Below are 20,837 nucleotides of genomic sequence, written 5' to 3' on the forward strand. Positions count from 1 at the left end.
CTATTCACTGATGTTTTCCTTCCGAATATTGCCCAGCATGCCCTGCCGACGTATCGATTGCATCGGTATCGCTCACCTGTGTCGTCAGGCGCCTCCGCCTCTCATTGCCCGAACCGCTCCCGACGCAATCAGCTATGCCGCGCCGCCTCCGCACGCGGCGGCGGCAGCAAGCCGTCCGGAATCAGCGGGACAGTCACGGGTTCGAAGTTGTTGCTCGTCAACGCGGACAGCACATTCTTCGGCAGCGATTGCATTGCCTTCGCGAACGCACCCGGCTGACCGGCCGCCGTCTGCAAGCTGCGTTGAACCCCGGGATGGGCATCGAATCGGCTGTTTACGAGCAAACCGAAGTACGTGTACTGCTCCAGATCATCACGATCGGTCAGACGGTATTTCAACCACGCAGACGCAACGATACGGGCAATACGACGAAACTGCTGGTCTTCGCGTTCGTCGTATCGCTTGTCCAGTTGCGCCTGATACTGCTTCATCCATCTCACGACATCGACTATCGGCAGGCGTGAATCGTCAAGGATCTTGCCGGGAAGCTGGAACTCGACATGCCGGTCCGGGAAGAAATGCACTTCGAGAATTCGGGAACCCACCTCGTCGGGCAACTGGGACTGCGGCATCGACACTTTCGTCTCGCCGTGGAACATCTGCTTGTCCCCTTTGTGCCATTGGTCGACATCGTAGTAGTTCCACTTGACGAAAAATTCCGTGCCCTTGAGCTTGTAGCAACATTTCACGCTACCGCCCCCCGCTCCCGGTGGGTCGTCGCCACCTCCGCTCGCCTTGTTTCCAAATGCATCGGTAATGGTGAAGCCACTCATGTTGTACGGCAGATAATTCCGGCCAATGACGGAAATCCCGCTGTATGTCGGTTCCGACTTCCCGCATGCAGTCACGGCCACCGCGAGCAAGCCCCCTGCCAGAACACGACTCACCAGAATCGGCAATCTCATTGCTCTACATCCGCCGCATGCGGCGGTGGCAGCAAGCCATCGGATATCGCCGGCACCGCCGCCGCTTCGAACTCGTCGTTTGCCAACACGGACAACACGCGCTTCGGCAGCGACTGCATCGACTTCGCGAACATCCCCGGCTTGCCGGTGGTTGACTGCAGGACGCGCTGAACCTCAGGATGCGCATCGAACCGGCTGTTCACGAGTAGGTTGTAGTACGCGTACTGCTGCAGATCGTCGAGATCGGTGAGGCGGTATTTCAACCATGCCATCGCTACCACGCGGACAATGCGGCGAAACTGCTGATCGTCACGCTCGTCGTATCGTTTGCTCAACTGCGCCTGATAGTGGCTCGACATCCAACGTGACACATTGATCATCGGAATGCGTGACGCATCCATCAGTGCGCCGGGAAACTGCAGCTCGACGTGACGATCGGGGTAAAAATGAACCTCGATAATTCGATCGCCCACCTTCTCCGGTGCCTGCGATGGCGGCATTACGACCTTTGCCTCGGCGTGAAGCGTCTCCTCGTTACCTTTGTGCCACTGGTCGACGTCGACATAGTTCCATTTGACCGTGAACTCAGTACCTTGGAGCTTGTAGCAACAAGTCACTCCCCCTCCGCCACCCGGCAAGCTATTCCCACCACCCGCCTTGTTTCCGTAAGCATCGCTGATCGTAAATCCATCCAGGTTGTACGGCAGATAGTTGTGAGCGATCACCGAAATCCCGCTATACACCGGCTCCGATTTCCCGCACGCGCTCCAAGCCACCGCAACCAGGCCCACCGCCAGCACCGACCTACGCCACGCCACCGCGCGCCTCCAGCAATTCCCGCTCATGCGCATCGCGAATCGCATCCCACGTCGCATCGTCGATCGCCATCAGCGCCGTGTCGACGCCGGTTTCCCCGCGTGACGCCGCTTCGAGGCTCGCCTTGACCGCCGGATGCTCGTCGAACTTCGGTGCAACCTGCACGCCCATCACCACGTAGCAGAGCAGCTCCGCTTCGCCGGAGATCCCGTGCCCCGCTGCGCGATCGAGTTGCTCGACAACCTGCTCGTACAGTTCGCCATCGGACAGGTGATCGACCGCCGCCGCCATCGTCTCGCGAAACTTCAGCACGAGCTTGTCCGAATAGCCGAGTTCGATCAGTTGCGCATGCTGCTTTTCGCTCAAGCCCTGCACATCGCCTGCCTGCGCGGCCCCGGCAGACGCCGGCGCATCGTTGCGCCACACGACCTCCTCAAGCCGCCGATTGCGATAGCGGATCTCGCCGAACGGCGCAGCGAACTGCTGCGCCTGCGTATCGCTCCACACCAGCCGTAGCCGTCCGAATACATGATTGTCGAAGAAGAACAGGTAATACGCGCGACCGTTCGGCAGCGCGTACTTCACATATCTGCGCAGATGCGCATCGAGCGCATCGAACGACCACGTCGACCACAGCCACGTCACCGCGTGCAGATCGACCGCATCCAGCCACAGCTGACGCAGCAGCCGATGTTGCTCGCCTCCCTCGTCGTCGAGTGCCTGGCGGTCGAAGGCAATCAGGTACGGTGCGATATCCGTATAGGCGTCGAGACCGGTATCCGTCCAGAGCGACGCGTAGCGCAGGCCGTGCACCGTCACGAGCTGCGTATCCAGCTCCTGATAACCGCGCGTATCGACGATCGCGTACAGTCGCATCGGCCGGCCCTCGCTGGTCTCGCCCGTCAGCGACGCCTTCAGCGCCTCCAGAAATGCCGGCCATTCCGGCTCCCGCGGATTCGGCGCGGCGTCGACGGCCTCGCTCATGTCGGCTGCATCGCTCCCATCGCCCGCGTTGCCGATGTTGCTCACGTCACCCATCAATCCGCCTCGACCATCGATTCGCGCCCGCTATGCGCATTCAGCACACATTGCTTGCACGTGCCGCCCGGCATGGCGGGCAGCGGATACGGCATGCTCGTCGGGCCGCTGAATGCGTGCTGGGCGCCCTTGATGTCGATCTTCCCCGGCGCGTGAATCTCGATGTTGCCGCCCTTGATCCGCACGTACGCGCCGCCTGAGGTCAGCAGGATCTCCTGTTTGGCGGCCACGTCGACGTTCTCGGTCGACGACACGATCTTGACGACCTTCTGCGCGGTCATCTCGATACTGTCCGCATGCGCCTGAATCTCGACCTTGCCCTTGCCCGCGAACAGTTTGATCCCGGCATTCTGGGCAAACAGGCTGATGCGATCCCTGATACCGGCGATCAACGACTTCCCGCTGGTGATGAAGGTGCTTTGGCCGCTGACGATGTTGGCCTGCTGATCGCCAGACAGGTGCACGCTCTGCTGCGACGCCATCCCGATCCCCGCCGGGCTCGCGAACAGCATCACCGGCTCCTTGAACGCATTCGCACTCCCCGTCCCGCCGCCGGCGGTCCTGCCGCCCGATGACGCCCCCGCCACGCTGTTCTTCGTGGCATCGGCGAATTGCTTCAGCGCATCGTGCCCGGTACCGAGGCTTTCGGCCTGATGCATTTCACTGACCTGCGACATCGACTCGAGCAACCCGTCGGCATTGGCGAGCTGCTGCTGCGCTTCGCTCACATCGAGCGGCTGGCTGTTCGCCTGCTTCGGATGCGTCGTGACATACAGCCCTTGTGCCGCACGCACCGCACCGTAAGCATCCGTGCGCAGGTCGAAACCCGAGCCGAGATATGCGCCGCGCGTGTTGCCGCTCTGTTCGATCAGATAGCCGAGATGCAGCAGCGAATTCGCGCTGCTGCTGAACAGGCGCGCCCGGTTCTGCCCGGTCGCGTCGTCGAGCACCATCTCGTTGTGACCCGATCCCGCATACTCCTTCGACCGGAAGCCCGACAGGATTCCGTCGCTATGCCACTGCGGCTTGGCGGCGCCGTTATAGACGCGATGCATCACGATCGGCCGGTCGCAGTCCCCGCCGATGTAGCCGATCATCACCTCCTCGCCGACCCGCGGAATATGAACGCCACCATAACCGCCGCCGGTATCCGACTGCACGACGCGCACCCAGCACGACGCGTTTTCGCGACCGTCGCTCTGCCGGTCCCAGACGAACATGACCTTGATCCGGTTCAGTGCGTCCGTGTAGACCTCCTCGCCCTTCGGCCCGACGACGACGGCCGTTTCGAGCTGCATCGCGGGCTTCCGGTGCTCGAACGGGCTGCGATACGGCACGGCCGCGCGTTGCGCTTCGACTTCGACGAGATAGAACCCGGCCGAACCGTCGTCATGCCCGACTTCGAATGCGGCCGCCTCACCGTGGCCGGCTTTCACCTGCGCAAGCCGATCCTGGAGGCTGTGCGGAAAATTCGCTTCGCGGTCCGAGATCGGCAGGTTGTTCTCGATGTACCGCGACACCTTCAATGCCGCGAATTCCCGGTCTTGCGCCGCATCGCGGTCGTGCTCGGGGTGATCCGCCAGCGTGAAGCGCCGGCCGGCGTCGATCCCGCGCACGCCGCCCACGCCGAAGAAGCGCTTCGCGCGCGACTCCCATTCTTCGAGGCGAATCTTCGACAGATGTTCGCCGCGGTCCTGGCCTGCATACGTATACGCCCCGGTGTATTCGTAGATTTCGGCCTGGCCCGGCAGATCCCCTTGACCGGCCTTCGTCGGCAACGTCGTGCCGTTCGGGTTGCCCGGCGAGGACGGCGACTTATAGTCGAACGTACGCGTCGTATGCAACGTGCTCTGCAAGGTCCGCGACGCTGCCCATTGCGTGAAGCCGGCGGTTTCGCTACCCGTTCCCGAGTGGTCGAACCTGACGGTTTTCGGCGACAGTTCATCGACGGCATGCAGGTCATCGGTCACGACGAGCGTGTGCGCGTTGCCGTCCTCGCTATGCCGCCAGAAACCGAACAGCCCTTCGTCTTCCATCAGGCGATGCACGAAGTTCCAGTCGGTTTCGCTCTGACGGCAGTACGAGCGCGACGGCAATGGCTTCGACAGCGCGAACTGATACCACCCCTTGGCCTGCGGATGCGCGTCGAACACATCGGCGAGGATCGCGTCGACGCTCTGGTCCTGCCAGTACCGCATGTCGCTGCGGAACTTGAGGAAGTGCATCCACGACGCGAAAGTCAGCTGGTAGCTCGACAGGCTGCCGTCCGCGCCGAGCCTGCGCGCCGTATGGATATAACCGTTGATCGGCAAATACGACTGGTTCGCCTGCTGGATCCACAGCGTCATCGGCTTCGCGATCAGCGTCTTGAGCTCGATGTCGCTCGCGGTGGAAACGAGATCGAGCGAGACGCTGAAATCGCGCCCCAGTTCGGAACGGGTCACGGCCCGACGCGGCACGAGCGCATTGTTCGGTAACGACGGAATGTCCACCTTCAGCAGGCGGTCCTGCTGAATCAGGCCACCGCGAATCGCCTGTGCCAGTTCGCTCACGTTCATGCGTCAATCCTGTTCTTGTCTGCCGCGAGCCCGCCGGGCACGCGCTCTCAGGTCAACAGGCAGCCGCTCACGACTGCTCGTCCGGCCTCACCCCCAGCAGCTCGCGAATATGCGACAGCGAGCCGTCGTCCTTCACGACGCTCTCGAGCCACTTGTGCAGCGGCATGTCGGCCCATTCGGCCGCCTTGTCGGCAAGGTACGCGACCGGGCTGTGCGGCTCGGTCTGGCGGAAATAACGCGCCACCGCACGCAACTGGTCGACGGCCTGCGCGCGGTTCTGGATGCCGGCGATCATCTGCGTCACCGGAGGACGCGGAGCGGTCTGCGACTGCACGTGGGTCTCCTCGGTCTGAATCGAATTGCCGAATACCGGCTCGATGCGCTCGGGCTGCGCCTGCTGCGCCGCCTGCGTGTGCGGCGCGCTGCCCGTATAGCCCTGCTCGCGCGCAAAGCGCTCGGCGAGCCGGTACACGGTCTCGAACGCGTCGCGCGCCTGCCGGAAGCTCGGCGCCGAATCGCCCGCGCGCTCGACGAGCCGCTCCTCGAACGCATCGAGCGCGAATTCGAATGCCTTCAGGTTCGCCAGCAGCGCCGTGTAGAACGCGATCGACGTCACGCGCCGCGACGCATCGATCTGGTCGATCGACGGCTTGCCGCGCGCGATGTCGTCCGCGTGTTCGGGGTCGCGCTTGATCGACTGCGCGACGTGCTGCGCCACTTCCCAGTCGAGCGTGCTGAACGCGTTCGACGCGCCGTCCGTCAACGGCACCGCGCGTAGCAGCTCGGCCGTGCGGCCGGCCAGCCACGCGACGTTGCCGAGCCGGTACTCGGTGTCGTCGCCTTCGGGCAGCGGGTGCACGGTGTCCCAGAACTCGCGGCACAGGCCCTCGAGCAGCGCATAGCCTTCGGTGAGGCCGGTGACGCCGTCCTCGAGCGCGAGCGCCTCGGTCAGCCACACGGCGAGCCGCAGGTCCTTCGTGCGCGTGCGCAGCAGCTCGCCCGCATGGTCGACGACGAAGCCCCAGTCGGCCTCCTTGATCTCGGTCACCCATTCGCCCTGGTCGAGCGTCGGATCGTCGTAGCGCCGCGCGTCCTGGATCGCGTCGAATTCGTTCGAGAACAGCAGGTCGTCGCCGCTGGGCGACGTGTCGCTGATCGGCGTCAGCAGCTCGGGGAGATTGATCGGCATGGTTCAGTGAATCCGTTGATGCATGAGATGTCGCGCGCGGGGCTCATTCGACGGTGTACGCGAATTCGCCCGCCTCGTCCGCGCGCACCGCGATGCGCGCGATGGCCTCGCCGTCGGCGATCCGGCCGAGCACGTGGCCCGCGATCTCCGGCAGCAGCGTGCCGTTCAGGATATGGTCGACGTTACGGGCACCCGAATCGACCTCGGTGCAGCGCGCGAGCACTGCCTCGACGAGCGACTCGTCCCATTCGAACGCGGCCTTGTGGTTCGCGTCGATCCGGCGGCGGATCCGCTCGAGCTTCAGCTCGATGATCTCGGCCAGCACGTCGTCGGAAATCGGGTAGTACGGCACGACCTTCATCCGGCCGAGGAACGCGGGCTTGAACGTCTTGTACAACTGCGGGCGCAGCGTCTCGGCGAGCGCGTCCGGATCGGGCAGCTCCTCGGCCGGCTTGTTCAGGCACGCCTGCATCACCGCTGACGAGCCGACGTTCGACGTCAGGATGATCAGCGTGTTGCGGAAATCGATCTCGCGCCCTTCCGCGTCGTCCATCGTGCCCTTGTCGAACACCTGGAAGAACATCTCGAGCACGTCGGGGTGCGCCTTCTCGACCTCGTCGAGCAGCACGACGGAATACGGGTTGCGGCGCACGGCCTCGGTCAGCACGCCGCCCTCGCCGTAGCCGACATAGCCGGGCGGCGAGCCCTTCAGGCCCGACACGCTGTGCGCTTCCTGGTACTCGCTCATGTTGATCGTGACCATCTTGCGCTCGCCGCCGTACAGGATGTCGGCCAACGCGAGCGCCGTCTCGGTCTTGCCGACGCCCGACGGCCCGACGAACATGAACACGCCGCGCGGCTTGTTCGGATCCTCGAGGTTCGCGGTCGCGGTGCGCACGCGCTGCGCGATCGCGTCGAGCGCGTGGTCCTGGCCGATCACGCGCGCGGTCAGCAGCGGCTGCAGGTTCAGCACGGTGTCGATCTCGTCCTTCACCATCCGACCGAGCGGAATGCCCGTCCACGCAGCGACGATCTCGGCGACGACGTGGCCGTCCACCTGCAGCGGCACCATCGGCTCGCCGCCCTGCAGCGCGTGCAGCGCCGCGACGCGCTCCGCGAGCTTGTCGCGCGTCGCCTGCACGTCGACCGGCTGGCCGTCCTCGGACGGGCCGCGCGCCTTGTCGAGCGTGTCGCGCAATTCGGTGATCTCGGCGACGATCGCACGCTCGGCTTCGTAGCGCGCGTCGTCCTTTGCGAGTTGCTCCAGCGCCGTGTCGCGCGCGCCGCGCAGCTCGCCGAGCCGCTCGTCGTGCGGCGCGCCGCCCGCTGCCTCGCGTTCCAGCGACGCGATTTCCGCATCGATCCGCTCGATGCGCTTCTTCGTGTCGTCGATCGCGGCCGGCGTCGCGCTGTGCGCGAGCGCGACCTTCGCACATGCGGTGTCGAGCACGCTGATCGCCTTGTCGGGAAGCTGGCGGCCGCTGATGTAGCGGTGCGACAGGCGCACGGCCTCGGTGATCGCGTCGTCGAGAATCCGCACGTTGAAGTGCTTCTCCATCAGGCCCGACATGCCGCGCAGCATCGCGGCCGCGAGCGGCTCGCTCGGCTCCTCGACCTTCACGACCTGGAAGCGCCGCGCGAGCGCCGCGTCCTTCTCGAAGTACTTCTTGTATTCGCTCCACGTCGTCGCGGCGATCGTGCGCAGCTCGCCGCGCGCAAGCGCCGGCTTCAGCAGGTTCGCCGCATCGTTCTGGCCGGCCTGGCCGCCCGCGCCGATGATCGTGTGCGCCTCGTCGATGAACAGGATGATCGGATGCGCGCTCTTCTTCACTTCGTCGATCACGCTCTTCAGCCGGTTCTCGAACTCGCCCTTCACGCTCGCGCCGGCCTGCAGCAGCCCCATGTCGAGCACGTGCAGCGCGACGCCGGAGAGCGGCGGCGGCACGTCGTCGGCCGCGATACGCAGCGCGAGGCCCTCGACGACCGCGGTTTTGCCGACACCGGCCTCGCCGGTCATGATCGGGTTGTTCTGGCGGCGGCGCATCAGGATGTCGATCGCCTGGCGGATCTCGGCTTCGCGGCCGATCACCGGATCGATCTTGCCGTCGCGCGCGCGCTGCGTGAGGTTGGTCGTGTACGTGTCGAGCGCGGGCGTCTTCGACGGGCCGGCCGCGGGCGCGGCACCGTCGACGGCCGGCGCCACGCCGCCGTCGTCGGTATCGGCCTGGCGCGGCTCGGCTTCGCTCGACCCTGCCACGATCTCGTCGAACTTGTGCTTCAGGTCCGTCACGTTCACTTCCGCGAACTGCGACGACATCCGCTGCGCGAACTGCGCGAGGTCCGGCGCGGTCAGCAGCGCGAGCAGCAGGTGCCCCGAACGGATGCGGCCGAGCTGCGAATCGAGCGATGCAATCAGCCACGCCTGTTCGAACAGCGCGATCAGGTGCACGGAGAACACCGGCGTACGCGTGTTGCCGGTCTTCAGGCGCGTCAGCTCGCGCTCGAGATCCGCGCGCAGCGCATGCGGATCGACGCGGCTCGCGCGCAGCGCGAGCGGCAGGTCGCCCGCCGGCTCCTCGAGCAACGCGAGGAACAGGTGCTCCAGATCGACCTCGTAGTGGCCGCGCGCCAGGCACGCGCTCGCCGCGCGCTCGGCCGCGTGCCGGCACAGCGGGTTCAGTTTCGTGATCAGGGTCTTCAGAGGCGTGCTCATGGCGTCGATCTCAGGTTCGATTGCGTGTTTGTTGTCGTTAGGAATCAGTGAATCACGTGCAGTTCGTAGCGGGCGTCCGAGCGATCCTCGATCGCGTCGCGCGTGCAGAGGAACGCGTCCCAGCCGAGCCGCGAGCCCGCGCCGAGCACGCTCGCGCCGACCTCGGTGCGCTTCAGCACCAGCTTCACCTCGTATTCGAGCGTGACGCCGGCGAGCAGCGTCAGCATCCGTTCGAGCGCGACGGCGTGCGCGCCGCCGGGCAGGAACGCCTCGTAGTCGCGCTTGGACAGCGGGCCGACGACGATCCGCGCGCGCATGTCGCGCTGCCACACGCGTTCGCCGACCAGCGCCGTCGCGCCGAGCACCGCGTTGACCTCGCCGAGCACGCTCAACTGGTCGGGCGGCACGTCGTACCACTTGCCGACGAACTGGTCGATCTTCACCGGCACGCGGAAATAGTCGGACAGCGTGCGCTGCAGGTACGCGGCCGACATCGGCCGGTGCCGCGCGGCCAGCGCGTAGCCGGCAACGGCTTCGTCGAGCACGCCGCCCGCGCCGGCCGCGAGGCTGTCGCGCACCTCGTCGCTCGGCACGCCCGCGATCGCGAGCAGCAGCGGCAGGTAGCGCTCGTCGCGATCGAGCTCGTAATGGAACGGCAGCCGGTATTTCTTCCACGCCGCATAGAACAGCGCGGTCGCGCGGTTCGAGAACACGTCGAAGAACGCGCGCGCCGCGTGGTCGCGCTTCAGGTGCTCGCGCGCGACGATCTGCTCGGTGTAGTGCAGCGGCAGCGCACCCTGCCCGCCGAGCAGCCCGAAGAACGCGGGCGTCAGCTCGACGTGGCCGAGCTCGCCGGCCGCGAGCGCCGCGCCGCGCTGCTCGCCCGAGTCGAGCAGCGTGCCGTCGTCGCCAAACGAGCGCGCGCCCTCGATCTCGCTCGGCGGAAAACCGAGCGACAGCGTGTTGCGGAATTCGATGCGCTGCGCGACGACGTCGCCCTGCCGCCATGCGCCGGGCGCATCCGACGCCTGCCGCGCGAACAGCCCTTCGAGCACGCGCACCGCCTGGAAGAATTCGAAGCGGTGCGGCTCGTCGAGCAGCGCGTCGACTACGCCAGGATCGATTCGCCGGTCCGGGGCTTGCATCGGATGATCTCCTCGCCGGTGCGTTTCGACACGACGACTAGTTGAACGAAACTGTTGAGGTGGACGTAAAGCCCGAAGAAGCTGTCGAGCACGCGCACGAACGACGCGAGGCTCGCGCCGACGAAGTGTTCCTCGTCGATCGTCAGGCGGATCTCGATGCCGCGCACGAAGGTCGCGAACGGCTTGCCGGGCAGCCACTGCACGGCGCCGCGCTGCTCGATGCCGGCGAGGCCGTCGATCTGGCGCATCGACACGGCCGTGCGTCGCAGGTCGTACAGCGTCAGCATTTCCTTCAGCGGCGCGAGGCCGTGCGCGACCAGCGACACGTGATTGAGCGCGAGGTGCGACACGAGCCGCCAGTGCGCGGCGCGGCCGCGCTCGAAGCGCACGCTCTGCGTCGGGCGGCGCAGCATCGAGATGCCGCTGGTCTGCGCGCCGCCTTCCTGGAACAGGTCGCCGCCTTCGAGGCCGAACGCGAGCATCGCCGGCAGGTCGCGGTTCGTGCAGGTGAGGTCGAGGCTCAGCGTGTCGGTCTGCGGCGACGTCGGCTCGAAGTCGATGTCGACGATCGAGATCTCGGTTTCGTAGCCGGGGCTCTTCTGCGCGACCCAGTCGTTGCGGCGCGCGAACCAGTAGTGGCCGATCCGCGCCGCTTCGCCGTGATGCAGCGAATAGAACGGCCGGAACTCGATCACCGATTCCTCATGCGCCTGCTGCCTGACGAGCTTCACCGAGTCGATCGAGTACACCTCGTACGCGAACGCGCGGCGCGCCTCGGCGATCACCGGGTAGGACACCGCGCGGTGCGTGATGCGGATCGGCTCGCCGTGCTGGCGGAACAGGTTGACGATCGGCGTGCAGAACAGCCGGAAGTGGCTTGCCGTCAGCAGCTCGAGCAGCCGCGCGACGTGCGAATCGCTGCGCACGTCCTGCAGCACCAGATGCAGCGTCGCGCGCTGGCAGCGGCCCGACGCGCGCGCGATCGCCGCGAGGTCGAAATCGACGAAATCGAACTTGTCGGGGAACGCGAAGTATTCGGTGAGCAGGCGATACGCGGGATGCGATTTCGCCGGGTAATCGATCAATGCGTCGTCTTCGTCGAAGCCGGCCTGCTCGATCGGCAGCTTGCGCAGCGCGGTCCAGCGGCCGTTGCGTTCGGGCTCGACATACGCGCCGAGCACGTTGACGAACAGGCAGTCGGTCAGCGCGGCGACGAACGACTGCTCGCCGTGCAGATGCGCGCGCAGCGTCGGCACCTTCAGCGCGCCGAGATCGAGCTGCGCAGCGAGCGACTCGAACGTGATCGAGATCACGCCCGTCGCGTTGGACGGCAGCACCGTCGCGCTCGGCGCGAGCGCGACCGGCGTGTAGCGCGCTTCCGAGATGCGGATCGGCGCGAGCGTCACGTCGTAGGCGGTGCGGAAGCGGCACTGCACGCCGCGGATCGGGCGGCTCTTCAACTCGGTGCCGCGGCCGATCACGACCGGCTCGGTCTGCTGGCCGGGCGACGCCGGCGTGAACTGCGCGATCGAGCACGACGGGAACGGCCGCAGGTAGTGCGGATACAGCACTTCCAGCAGCGCTTCGGTGAATTCGGGGTAGTCGTCGTCGAGCTTCTTGTTGATGCGCGCGCCGAGCAGCGCGAACGACTCGATCATCCGCTCGACGTGAGGATCCTCGCAATGCTCGCCGGACAACGCGAGCCGCGCCGCGATCTTCGGATAGCGTTCGGCGAAATCTCGCGAATAGCGCCGCAAAAACGATAATTCGCGCTCGTAATACGGCAGCAATTCTTCCATCGACGACCCCGAACCTCAATATTTCCTGCCGGACCTGATCGACCACCGGGCGGTCCGGCCCGCTCGGCGGCTTGATTTACTGCATTCTCGCGGCGCGTGCGCGCGTGACCGAATACTGCAGCGTCGACGGCTGCAGCATCGCGTCGAAATTCACCGGCTCCTCGGCCGGGTGCACGACGAGCAGCGCCTGGATCGCGAAGTAGAGCGCATTGGTCGCCTGCTCGTTCAGCTCGAACGTCACCTGTACCTGCTGCAGGCGCGGCTCATGGCGCGCGATGGCCTGCTGGATCGACTTGCAGATGAACGCGCGGTCGTAGTGACTCGCGAGGCTCAGCCCCGCGAAATCGTTCAACCCGTAGGTCAGCACCGACTTCTGGCATTCCGGCAGCGCGGCCAGCTCGTTCTCGGTGTGCGCGATACGGGTGTTGAGGATCGCCTCGACGTCGCGGGCGACCGTGGTCTTGAGCTCGTCCAGCGACAATTGCCGCATCGCTGCCGAGGCCGGCAGGTGCGGTTCGTCGTCGAACAGCTTGTCGAGAAAACTGGGTTCGAATCGTTTCATCGGCCGGTATGAACTACGAAAACGGCAACGGGACGCCGTGCGCCCCGTTGCCGCAACCGACCTTAGACCGCGTAGGTCTTGTCGTTCTTCGTCAGACTCCAGGCGCCCTGCGTGTTGCCGCCCTGGTTGCCGCCGATCTTCTGCTGGGTTTGCTTCCACTGCACGGCCGCGTACTTCAGCGAGAACGTCTCGAGCGGCAGACCTTCTTCGCGAACGCTCGGGGCGATGCTCGAGATGATCACGTACTTGAGCTTGACTTCCAGATACTGCACGCGCTTGCCTTCACCGTCTGCGCGCGAGAAATGGACCGTCACCTCGTCGAACGTGGTGCCGCCCGAAGCGTGCTGGTACAGCAGCGGGCTCGACGAATCGATTTCCTTCGTGAAAATCATGTCGCCGTGCTCGCAACGCGTCATCGTGTGACCGCCAGCGGTCGATGCGGTTGCCGAACGCGGCTGAACGATCGAGTGATCCCACGATTTCAGTTCGATCCAGCCCTGATGGTCTTTGTCCGCGGATTCGCCCTTCACCGCCGGACTACCAAACTGCAAGTGCATATGTAACATGGCCCTTCGACTCCCCAAAGAGGTGGTTTTAACGTCCTACCCAGGCGGCCCGCCCGGGCGATTTACTCGCTTATGAATTTGCCGGTTTGGGCAGATCAGCGACAAGTCGCAGAGAAATCGAGAGTTCGTCGAGCTGAAAGTGCGGGCGCAGGAATGCGACCGAACGATACGAGCCCGGCTTGCCCGGAATCTCCGACACTTGTATGGATGCCTCGCGCAGCGGGAATTGCGCTTTCTGTTCCTGCGAGGCGTTGTCGTCGAGCAGGACGTACTGCGAAATCCACCGGTTGAGGAAAGTCTCCACGTTCTGCGCCGATGCGAAGCTGCCGATCTTGTCCCGCATCATCGCCTTCAGGTAGTGCGCGACGCGCGATACCGAGAAGATGTACTGAAGCTGGGCGGACAGGACGGCGTTCGCATTCGCGCTGTCGGTGCTGTATTTCTTCGGCTTCTGCACCGACTGCGCAGCGAAGAACGCGGCGTAATCTGAGTTCTTGCAATGGACGAGCGGGATGAAGCCGAGGTCGCTCAGCTCCTTCTCGCGGCGATCGGTGATCGCGATCTCGGTCGGGCACTTCAGCGCGACTTCGCCGTCGTCGGTCTTGAACGTGTGGGTCGGCAGGTCCTCGACGAGGCCGCCGCCTTCGACGCCGCGGATCGCCGCGCACCAGCCGAAGTCGTCGAACGCGGCCGTCAGGCGCGCAGCGAACGCCCACGCGGCGTTGCACCACAGGTACTTGTCGTGATCGGTGCCGTCGACGTCCTCGACGAAGTTGAAGTTCTCCGCGGTCTGGCCGTCCTTCGGATTGAACGGCAGGCGGCCGAGGAAGCGCGGCAGCGTCAGGCCGACGTAGCGCGAATCCTCGGCGTCGCGGAACGACTTCCACTTCGCGTATTCGACGGTATCGAACACCTTGCCGAGATCGCGCGGCTTGCCGAGGTCGGAGAACGACTCGAGGCCGAGCAGCTCGGGCGATGCCGACGCGATGAACGGCGCGTGCGCGGCCGCCGCGACGTGCGACATCTGCTCGATGAAGTACATGTCTTCCGGCTGGCGCGAGATCTCGTAATCGCCGATCAGCGCACCGAACGGCGAGCCGCCGAACGTGCCGAATTCTTCTTCGTAGACCTTCTTGAACAGCGCGCTCTGGTCGAACTCGCTCGCCCCCTTGAAATCGCGCACGAGGTCGCGCTTCGGTGCGTGCAGCGCCTTGATCTTGATCGTCTGGCCCGTATTGCTTTCCTTGACCAGGTAATCCATCCCGCGCCACGTGCTTTCGAGGCGCTGGAATTCCGGCGCGTGCATCACCGCGGAAAGCTGCGTCGAGATCAGGCGGTCGAGTTCCGCGACGCGCGCATCGATCGTGGCCGACAGGTTGTCCGACACGATCACCGTGCCGTCGAGCACCTGGTGCACGAGTTCGCCGATCAGGTCCTTCGCGCGCGCATGCTCGGAATCGGATTTCGCGACCTTGCTCTTCTCGACGATGTCGTCGAGCAACGAGGTCCCGGCGGCGTATTCCGCGCCGCTGGCTTGGGCCGCAGCCGTTTGCTGGTTCATCTCAACACTCCGTCGTCATTCGCCGTCTTTGTCGCCGCCGGTGCCCTTCGCGAGCTCCTGCAGCTGCTGCGTGTTCTTCAGCACCTCGGACAGCAGATCCTCGAGCTTGTCGTTGCCGGCGAGCTTGTTGCGCAGGTCGGCGAGCTTCGAGCGCGCCTCGAGCAGGCGGCGCAGCGGCTCGACCTGTTCGACGACTTCGTCCGGGCTGAAATCCGACAGCGAGCGGAACTTCAGGTCGACCGCGAACTTGCCGCCTTCCGGGCTCAGGCGGTTTTCCACCTGGAACGCGGCACGCGGCTCGATCGCCTTCATCACGTCGTCGAAGTTGTCGCGGTCGATATTGACGAACTTGCGGTCGCGCAGCTTCGGCTGCTCGATTTCGGACTGGCCCGCCAGATCGCCGACGACCCCGACGACGAACGGCAGTTCCTTCACCTCGATCGCGTCGCCCTTCTCGACCTCATAGGTCAGCTGGACGCGCGGCGGCCGTATTTTCTGCAAGCTTTTCTGAATGCTTTCTTTCTTGGCCATCGACGGCTCCCAGGTTAGTTGTGGTTTTCGCGTCAGTTGCTTTCGCGTCAGTTGCGCAGCGCGCTGAACGGGTCGGCGCCGCCTTTCTGCGGCGCGCTGCCGCTCGACGTCGGCGGGGGCGGAGGCGGCGTCGTGGCGCCGCTGTCCGCCGGTGCCGCCGCGCCGGCTGCCACCTTCGGGCGGTGAATCGGGCGGCGGATCTTCTTCGTTTGCGATTTCTGCTCCGGCGGGAACAGCGCCGATTCGCCCAGCGTGTCGCGCAGTTGCTTCGCGAGCGTCTGCGCGTCCGACTTCGCGTCGCCCGCGAGCGACGCATCCTGGCGCAATTCGCCGAGCGACTGCGTCGCGATCCGCAGGCCGGCGACGGCCAGCACGCTCTTCGCCTGCCGGTCGGTCGCGTCGCGCTGCAGCGCTTCCTGGGCGGCGACGATCGCCTGCCCGTAGTGGTTCTGTGCGAACTGGATCTGCGCGATGCGCGACCACGGCTCCTCGCGCGTCGGATCCGACTTCGCGAGCTGCTGGTACAGGCCGAGGGCCTTGTCCTGATCACCCGACTTCGCAACGGCGTCCGCATCGGCCAGCGACTTGTTGAAAACCTCGGCGCTCGGCGGCGTGGTCGACTGGCTCGCACAGCCGGCGATCACGCCGCAAGCCAGCACTACCCCAGACAGTTTTGCGAAGAGACGGTCTTTCATCGTTATATCCACCGGCGCGTGAGTTTTAAAATCGTTGAGAATCTGGTTCTTTTGCTTTGCAAGAAGCGCGCGGGTATAGTACCGATCAATTTTTCATAATTCAATCGTCGTGTGAAGAGTAATTCCTTTTAAAACCGGGCGCTACCCCCTCGAATGACCTCTCGCTGCGGGCTCGCGGCGGTTTTTCCTTCGGCCGGGATGCGCAAGTTTTACTGGCCGCACGACGCGCCGCCCGGGTGGCGGAAAAAATTTCCGGGCGCTTGCCGCGACGCAGGCGTGCTTAATAGTTGAGCGATTCAATGTCGGGGATACGCGGCGAACGCGGAAATACCCGGCAGTTTTGACAGGGATAAAGGCGGCACGCCGGAAACACGATGAGATCGTCCATGATTCGCTACGCGCTGCCGCTGGTTGCCTGCGCCCTTCTGGCCGGATGCGCGGCCGCCCCGCTGCTCGGCTCGGCCGCAAGCGCCGTGATGCAGGCCGCCGGCATCGGCAAGCCCGAGCTGCCGGACTCGCAGAAGCCGCCGCGCAATCTCGGGATCACGCTCGCCGCCGCGCCGAACCTGAATGCCGCGACCGACCACAAGCCGCTCGCGCTCGTCGTGCGGCTCTACGCGCTGAAGGATCCGACGTCGTTCCAGCAAGCGCCGTTCGACGCGTTCACCGATCCGACCAAGGAAAAGGCCGCGCTCGGCGCCGACCTGCTGAATGTGCGTGAAATCACGCTGATTCCGGGCCAGCGCTATACGGCGACCGAAAAAGTCTCGCGCGAAGCGCAGGCATTCGGCATCGTCGCGCTGTTCCGCGATCCCGCACTGCAACGATGGAAACTGACGTTCGATCCGGCGAAGTCGGAGAAATCCGGCATAATCATCGGCCTGCATAATTGCGCGATGACGGTCACCGACGGCACCGTCATCGCACCGCAACAGGGTGCGCCTTCACAACCGCTGAATATGCTTTCCTCGGTGTCCTGCGGTTAAACATGACGCACGAATGTCAATTAACAAGAGTTAACAATTGGCGATTTAATTCGGGCACGAACAAATCGATTACATCGCAACGCCACATTAACCGGATTTGACATGAGTTATTCGGCCAAGGTGCTGTGGGGGGAAGGGCTGTTCCTCCGGCCTCAACACTTTCAGCGACAGGACGCGTACCACGAGGCGCGCCTGTTCGAGTCCATCCAGGCGATCCAGCCGTACAACTGGGGCGTGCGCTCCGTGCGCATCGACCGCGACGCACTCGGCAGCAACGTGCTGCGGGTTGCCGATCTCGCGCTCGTGTTCCCGGACGGCGCGCTGTATGCCGCGCCGCAGGCCGATGACCTGCCGCCGCCGATCGCGCTGGACACGCTGCCCGACGGCATCAACGAATTCGTGTTCTATCTCGCGCTGCACCCGCTGCGCGAGAACGGCACCAACTACAGCGACGATCCGGCCGCAGGCTTCATGACGCGCTTCGTCAGCGAGCAGACGAGCGTCGCCGACAACTTCACCGACGCGGCCGAAGCCGACATCACGTTCCTGAAGACGCAGGTCAAGCTGATCGCGCACAGCGAACCGCGCGACCAGTTGCTGTCCGTGCCGCTCGTGCGCGTGCGCCGCACTGCGACGTCCGGTTTCGAGATCGACGACAGCTTCGTGCCGCCGTGCCTCGCGATCGACGCGTCGCCGATCCTGCACCAGCGGCTGCGCCAGCTGGTCGACGCGCTGCAGGCGAAGGTGAACGCGCTGTACGGGTTCCACCGCGAGCCGTCGAAGAACATCATCGAATTCCGCTCGGGCGACATCGCGTCGTTCTGGCTGCTGCATACCGCGAACGCCGCGTTCGCAACGCTCGCGCACCTGCACCAGCACGCGGCGCTGCATCCGGAGCGGCTGTTCCAGGAACTGCTGCGCCTCGCGGGCCAGCTGATGACGTTCTCGAAGGGCTATACGCTCGCCGACCTGCCCGTGTACCGCCACGACGATCCGGGGCCGAGTTTTGCACGTCTCGACCTGATGCTGCGCGAACTGCTCGACACCGTGATCTCGACGCGCTACTTCGCGATCACGCTCGACGAGGTGCGTCCGTCGTTCCACCTCGGCCGCCTCGATTCGGGCAAGATCGACGACAAGACCGAGTTCTACCTGGCGGTGTCCGCGGACATGCCGAGCGTCGAGCTCGTCGATGCCGTGCCGGCCCGCTTCAAGGTCGGTGCCCCCGACGACGTCGACAAGCTCGTGCTGTCGGCGATGCCCGGCGTGCGGCTGTCGTACACGCCGCAGGTGCCGCCCGCGATTCCGGTGCGGCCGGGCGCGTGCTACTTCGCGCTCGATTCGCGCGGCGCGCTGTACGAGCGCATGCTGCAGGCCCAGTCCGCGATGATCTATGCGCCGACTGGCATCAATGACCTGAAGTTCGAACTGATCGCGGTCACATCATGAGCTACGCGCCTTCCCTGTTCGGCGACAACGCGCCGGCACCCATGCATACCCCGGCGTCGACGGACTCCGCGTTCCAGGCCCGTTCGCTGCTCGACTTGCTGTACGACGGCTTCTTCATGCTGTTCCTGCTCAAGAACGGCCGCGAGCCGGACAGCGCGAGCGAGTTCAGCACGCGGATCCAGGAATTCCTGTCGGATTTCGAGCGCGGCGCGAAGAAGCTGAATATCGCCGCCGAGGATGTGTACGCCGCGAAGTTCGCGTTCTGCGCGGCCATCGACGAGATGGTGCTGTCGTCGCAGTACAAGATCCGCACGGACTGGGAGCGCCGGCCGCTGCAGCTCGTGCTGTTCGGCGAGCAGTTGGCGGGCGAGAAGTTCTTTCAGTATCTCGAGGAATGTCGTGCGCAAGGCGCGGCGCGGCTGCAGTCGCTCGAGGTGTTTCATATGTGCCTGCTGCTCGGATTCCAGGGGAAGTATCTGCTCGAAGGGCCGGAGAAGCTCGCTTATCTGACGGCGCGGCTGGGGGACGAGATCGCGCATATGAAGGGCAAGCGGGCTCCGTTTGCGCCGCACTGGCCGTTGCCGGATCAGATCGCGCACCGGTTGAAGCGCGAGGTGCCGGTTTGGGCGATCGGGGCGGTGTTTGCGCTGGTTGCGCTGCTTGGGTTCCTCGGACTCAACTCGTATCTGAAGGACAAGACGCTGCAGGCGCTCGCGCCTTATTCGCAGGTGATCAAGGTGGGGCCGGAGTCGGCTAATTTGACGATTTCGTTGCCTTGATGGGTGCTTCGCGAGAGCGTCGCCTCATGAGGAAAAGGACCGCTGAGCGGTCCTTTTTTTGTTTCGGCGCGCTCGTTGCGCGTCGTCAGAAAAGAATGAATGCGTCGTTTTCGACGTAGAACACGAACGCATCGAACAACTGCGCAAGCGTAGGTTCGTCGATCTGGTCATGCGCGTTGATCACGATGTCCTCGATCGTTGAGCTGTTCAATGTGATCTGCCAGCCGGGTTGGGTTGCGATGACGGGCGCCGTGTCTTCGTCAGCGTCCTTCGTGTCGTCGGAGAATGCGCCCTCGGTATCGGGCGTCCACGGCATCGGCGGCAGGCAGAGCCATCCGGAGAAATCGCCGGGGGTTTCGAGGACTTGTTTCAGGCTAACTGCAGTCGCCGTATCGGTCGAGGTAGGCATTACGTTCGTAGCATCGGATAAAAGCGGCTGCCGATTCGAATCACGCTGCACGGGAACGCTTCACCTAGGTGCCCTCAACGAATCCCTGAGGGTTCGTCGGATGTGTTCTATCGCCCTGCGGCACCTGGAACGCGAAACAGTGGCATCCAGCGCATCCGTATCGTCAAAGGCCGTGATTATGCCAATGAACCGCGAAATTCGACACTCGACGTTTCGAACGTTGACGGTTCCGACGCTCGCCCGGGCAGGACACGTTGACGATGCCCCGCCGCGTCACGATATGCGGATGCCACCCCGAAACAGACGCGGCCTGCTCGGCTGCTTTCTCGTGAGGACTGAACGGCCACGAAAACTGTCACGGCGCGTGCGAATCGATCGCGCTGTATCAAGGTTGATAGCGGATCGTTTCATAGATCTTGGCCATACCTTGCTTCGCAGCGCTCTCGTTAGCAGCCAATCCCGACGAGAAGACAACGCAGGTCCAACCTTTGCCGCAGACCTTGCTGGTGACGAGATCGAGACGATGCGCATAGAGCTCATCGTCGTTGAAGATCTTGTGCGTATAGCGCGAAGCGAGCGCTGGGTATTTGTCGCTCAGCATGATCGGCGCAAAGTCCGGCTTCGTGTATTGAGCGGACTTGTCGTCCACCTGGCTCTCGTAAAGATATTGCGCAGTACCTTCGAACGAAGGTGCGACCTTGGTTCTCAGCACCTGAACAACAACGTCCAGATTCAGTACTTCGAGTGCGGACTTGTCGGCTTCGATACTGACGCCCCGGCCATCGGCGTCCCGGAGTCGATCGTTTGCCGTGACCTTCCAGTCCGCAGGGAGCTGGAAGCTCAGGCCGTTGGCTTTGAAGAGCTTTGGATGCGTCAGATCAGGGGAGGCGGCGGCTCTTGGCCGAAAATCGTAAGCATGTGAAGCTGTCGCAAGCGCGAGAAGGATTAAAGGCACAATAACTATTCGCATAGGTGACTTCACCAGTCCAATCTTCCAGTTTGATATCCCAATTGCGCACACTTCATCACGCGTGAGCATGGAGTCGTAGAACGTCTTCGGTCTTCTTTGCGTGGGC

At 64.4% G+C, this 20,837-nt stretch carries 18 protein-coding genes; 3 read left to right on the top strand and 15 right to left on the bottom strand.

The genetic code is table 11. The annotated features are described in order from the left end of the window. Positions 1-128: 128 nt before the first annotated feature. The 13 genes from KVT39_RS28100 to KVT39_RS28160 all read right to left on the bottom strand — a co-directional run bounded on the left by KVT39_RS28100 (position 129) and on the right by KVT39_RS28160 (position 16,138). A complete protein-coding gene (locus KVT39_RS28100; protein ID WP_131947070.1) occupies positions 129-965 on the bottom strand; it encodes a DUF3304 domain-containing protein in 837 nt (278 codons plus the stop codon). After that, on the bottom strand, positions 962-1,810 hold the full coding sequence (locus KVT39_RS28105; protein WP_131947069.1) for a DUF3304 domain-containing protein: 849 nt from the start codon (positions 1,808-1,810) through the stop codon (positions 962-964). Before KVT39_RS28105 ends, KVT39_RS28100 begins: the two co-directional genes overlap by 4 nt. Then, positions 1,770-2,819, bottom strand: coding sequence for a DUF4123 domain-containing protein (locus KVT39_RS28110; protein ID WP_131947068.1), 1,050 nt, complete (start codon positions 2,817-2,819; stop codon positions 1,770-1,772). Before KVT39_RS28110 ends, KVT39_RS28105 begins: the two co-directional genes overlap by 41 nt. Then, positions 2,819-5,377, bottom strand: a complete 2,559-nt coding sequence (locus KVT39_RS28115; protein ID WP_217590702.1) for a type VI secretion system Vgr family protein — start codon at positions 5,375-5,377, stop codon at positions 2,819-2,821. Before KVT39_RS28115 ends, KVT39_RS28110 begins: the two co-directional genes overlap by 1 nt. Before the next feature lie 67 nt (positions 5,378-5,444). Beyond that, positions 5,445-6,566 carry a type VI secretion system protein TssA gene (tssA, locus tag KVT39_RS28120; protein WP_217590703.1) on the bottom strand — a complete coding sequence of 374 codons (1,122 nt, stop codon included), beginning with the start codon at positions 6,564-6,566 and terminating at the stop codon, positions 5,445-5,447. A 43-nt stretch (positions 6,567-6,609) separates the two neighbouring features. Further along, on the bottom strand, positions 6,610-9,279 hold the full coding sequence (gene tssH, locus KVT39_RS28125; RefSeq protein ID WP_217590704.1) for a type VI secretion system ATPase TssH: 2,670 nt from the start codon (positions 9,277-9,279) through the stop codon (positions 6,610-6,612). 44 nt (positions 9,280-9,323) lie between these two features. Beyond that, a complete protein-coding gene (tssG, locus tag KVT39_RS28130; protein WP_034183679.1) occupies positions 9,324-10,424 on the bottom strand; it encodes a type VI secretion system baseplate subunit TssG in 1,101 nt (366 codons plus the stop codon). After that, entirely contained in the window at positions 10,388-12,223 is a 1,836-nt protein-coding gene (tssF, locus tag KVT39_RS28135; protein WP_105392229.1) for a type VI secretion system baseplate subunit TssF, read from the bottom strand. The genes tssG and tssF overlap by 37 nt, the downstream gene beginning before the upstream one ends. A gap of 76 nt (positions 12,224-12,299) precedes the next feature. Further along, positions 12,300-12,785 (bottom strand): type VI secretion system baseplate subunit TssE, encoded by a 486-nt coding sequence (gene tssE, locus KVT39_RS28140; protein WP_034183677.1) that lies wholly within the window; start codon positions 12,783-12,785, stop codon positions 12,300-12,302. Positions 12,786-12,847: 62 nt separating this feature from the next. After that, complete coding sequence (locus KVT39_RS28145) at positions 12,848-13,351, bottom strand: type VI secretion system tube protein Hcp (protein ID WP_006477093.1); 504 nt, start codon at positions 13,349-13,351, stop codon at positions 12,848-12,850. 70 nt (positions 13,352-13,421) lie between these two features. Next, a complete protein-coding gene (gene tssC, locus KVT39_RS28150) occupies positions 13,422-14,912 on the bottom strand; it encodes a type VI secretion system contractile sheath large subunit (RefSeq protein WP_006477094.1) in 1,491 nt (496 codons plus the stop codon). Between the two features lie 15 nt (positions 14,913-14,927). Beyond that, positions 14,928-15,443 carry a type VI secretion system contractile sheath small subunit gene (gene tssB / locus KVT39_RS28155; protein ID WP_006484395.1) on the bottom strand — a complete coding sequence of 172 codons (516 nt, stop codon included), beginning with the start codon at positions 15,441-15,443 and terminating at the stop codon, positions 14,928-14,930. Positions 15,444-15,490: 47 nt separating this feature from the next. Further along, positions 15,491-16,138, bottom strand: a complete 648-nt coding sequence (locus KVT39_RS28160) for a M48 family metallopeptidase (RefSeq protein ID WP_072442952.1) — start codon at positions 16,136-16,138, stop codon at positions 15,491-15,493. Between the two features lie 374 nt (positions 16,139-16,512). Here KVT39_RS28160 and tssJ point away from each other — a divergent pair, with 374 nt between their 5' ends. The 3 genes from tssJ to icmH all read left to right on the top strand — a co-directional run bounded on the left by tssJ (position 16,513) and on the right by icmH (position 19,352). Next, a complete protein-coding gene (tssJ, locus tag KVT39_RS28165; protein WP_034183675.1) occupies positions 16,513-17,124 on the top strand; it encodes a type VI secretion system lipoprotein TssJ in 612 nt (203 codons plus the stop codon). Between the two features lie 102 nt (positions 17,125-17,226). Continuing rightward, positions 17,227-18,573, top strand: a complete 1,347-nt coding sequence (tssK, locus tag KVT39_RS28170; protein ID WP_111015437.1) for a type VI secretion system baseplate subunit TssK — start codon at positions 17,227-17,229, stop codon at positions 18,571-18,573. After that, a complete protein-coding gene (gene icmH, locus KVT39_RS28175; protein WP_034183673.1) occupies positions 18,570-19,352 on the top strand; it encodes a type IVB secretion system protein IcmH/DotU in 783 nt (260 codons plus the stop codon). The genes tssK and icmH overlap by 4 nt, the downstream gene beginning before the upstream one ends. A gap of 85 nt (positions 19,353-19,437) precedes the next feature. On the opposite strand, the gene KVT39_RS28180 is transcribed toward icmH, so the two are convergent. Together KVT39_RS28180 and KVT39_RS28185 are read right to left on the bottom strand one after the other, a co-directional pair. Continuing rightward, positions 19,438-19,761 carry a hypothetical protein gene (locus tag KVT39_RS28180; RefSeq protein ID WP_175750225.1) on the bottom strand — a complete coding sequence of 108 codons (324 nt, stop codon included), beginning with the start codon at positions 19,759-19,761 and terminating at the stop codon, positions 19,438-19,440. Between the two features lie 385 nt (positions 19,762-20,146). Further along, positions 20,147-20,800 (bottom strand): hypothetical protein, encoded by a 654-nt coding sequence (locus tag KVT39_RS28185; RefSeq protein ID WP_217590705.1) that lies wholly within the window; start codon positions 20,798-20,800, stop codon positions 20,147-20,149. Between the last annotated feature and the right edge of the window lie 37 nt (positions 20,801-20,837).

Source organism: Burkholderia sp. GbtcB21, from assembly GCF_019091065.1.
In the GTDB taxonomy this organism is placed as follows: Bacteria; Pseudomonadota; Gammaproteobacteria; order Burkholderiales; family Burkholderiaceae; genus Burkholderia; species Burkholderia pyrrocinia_C.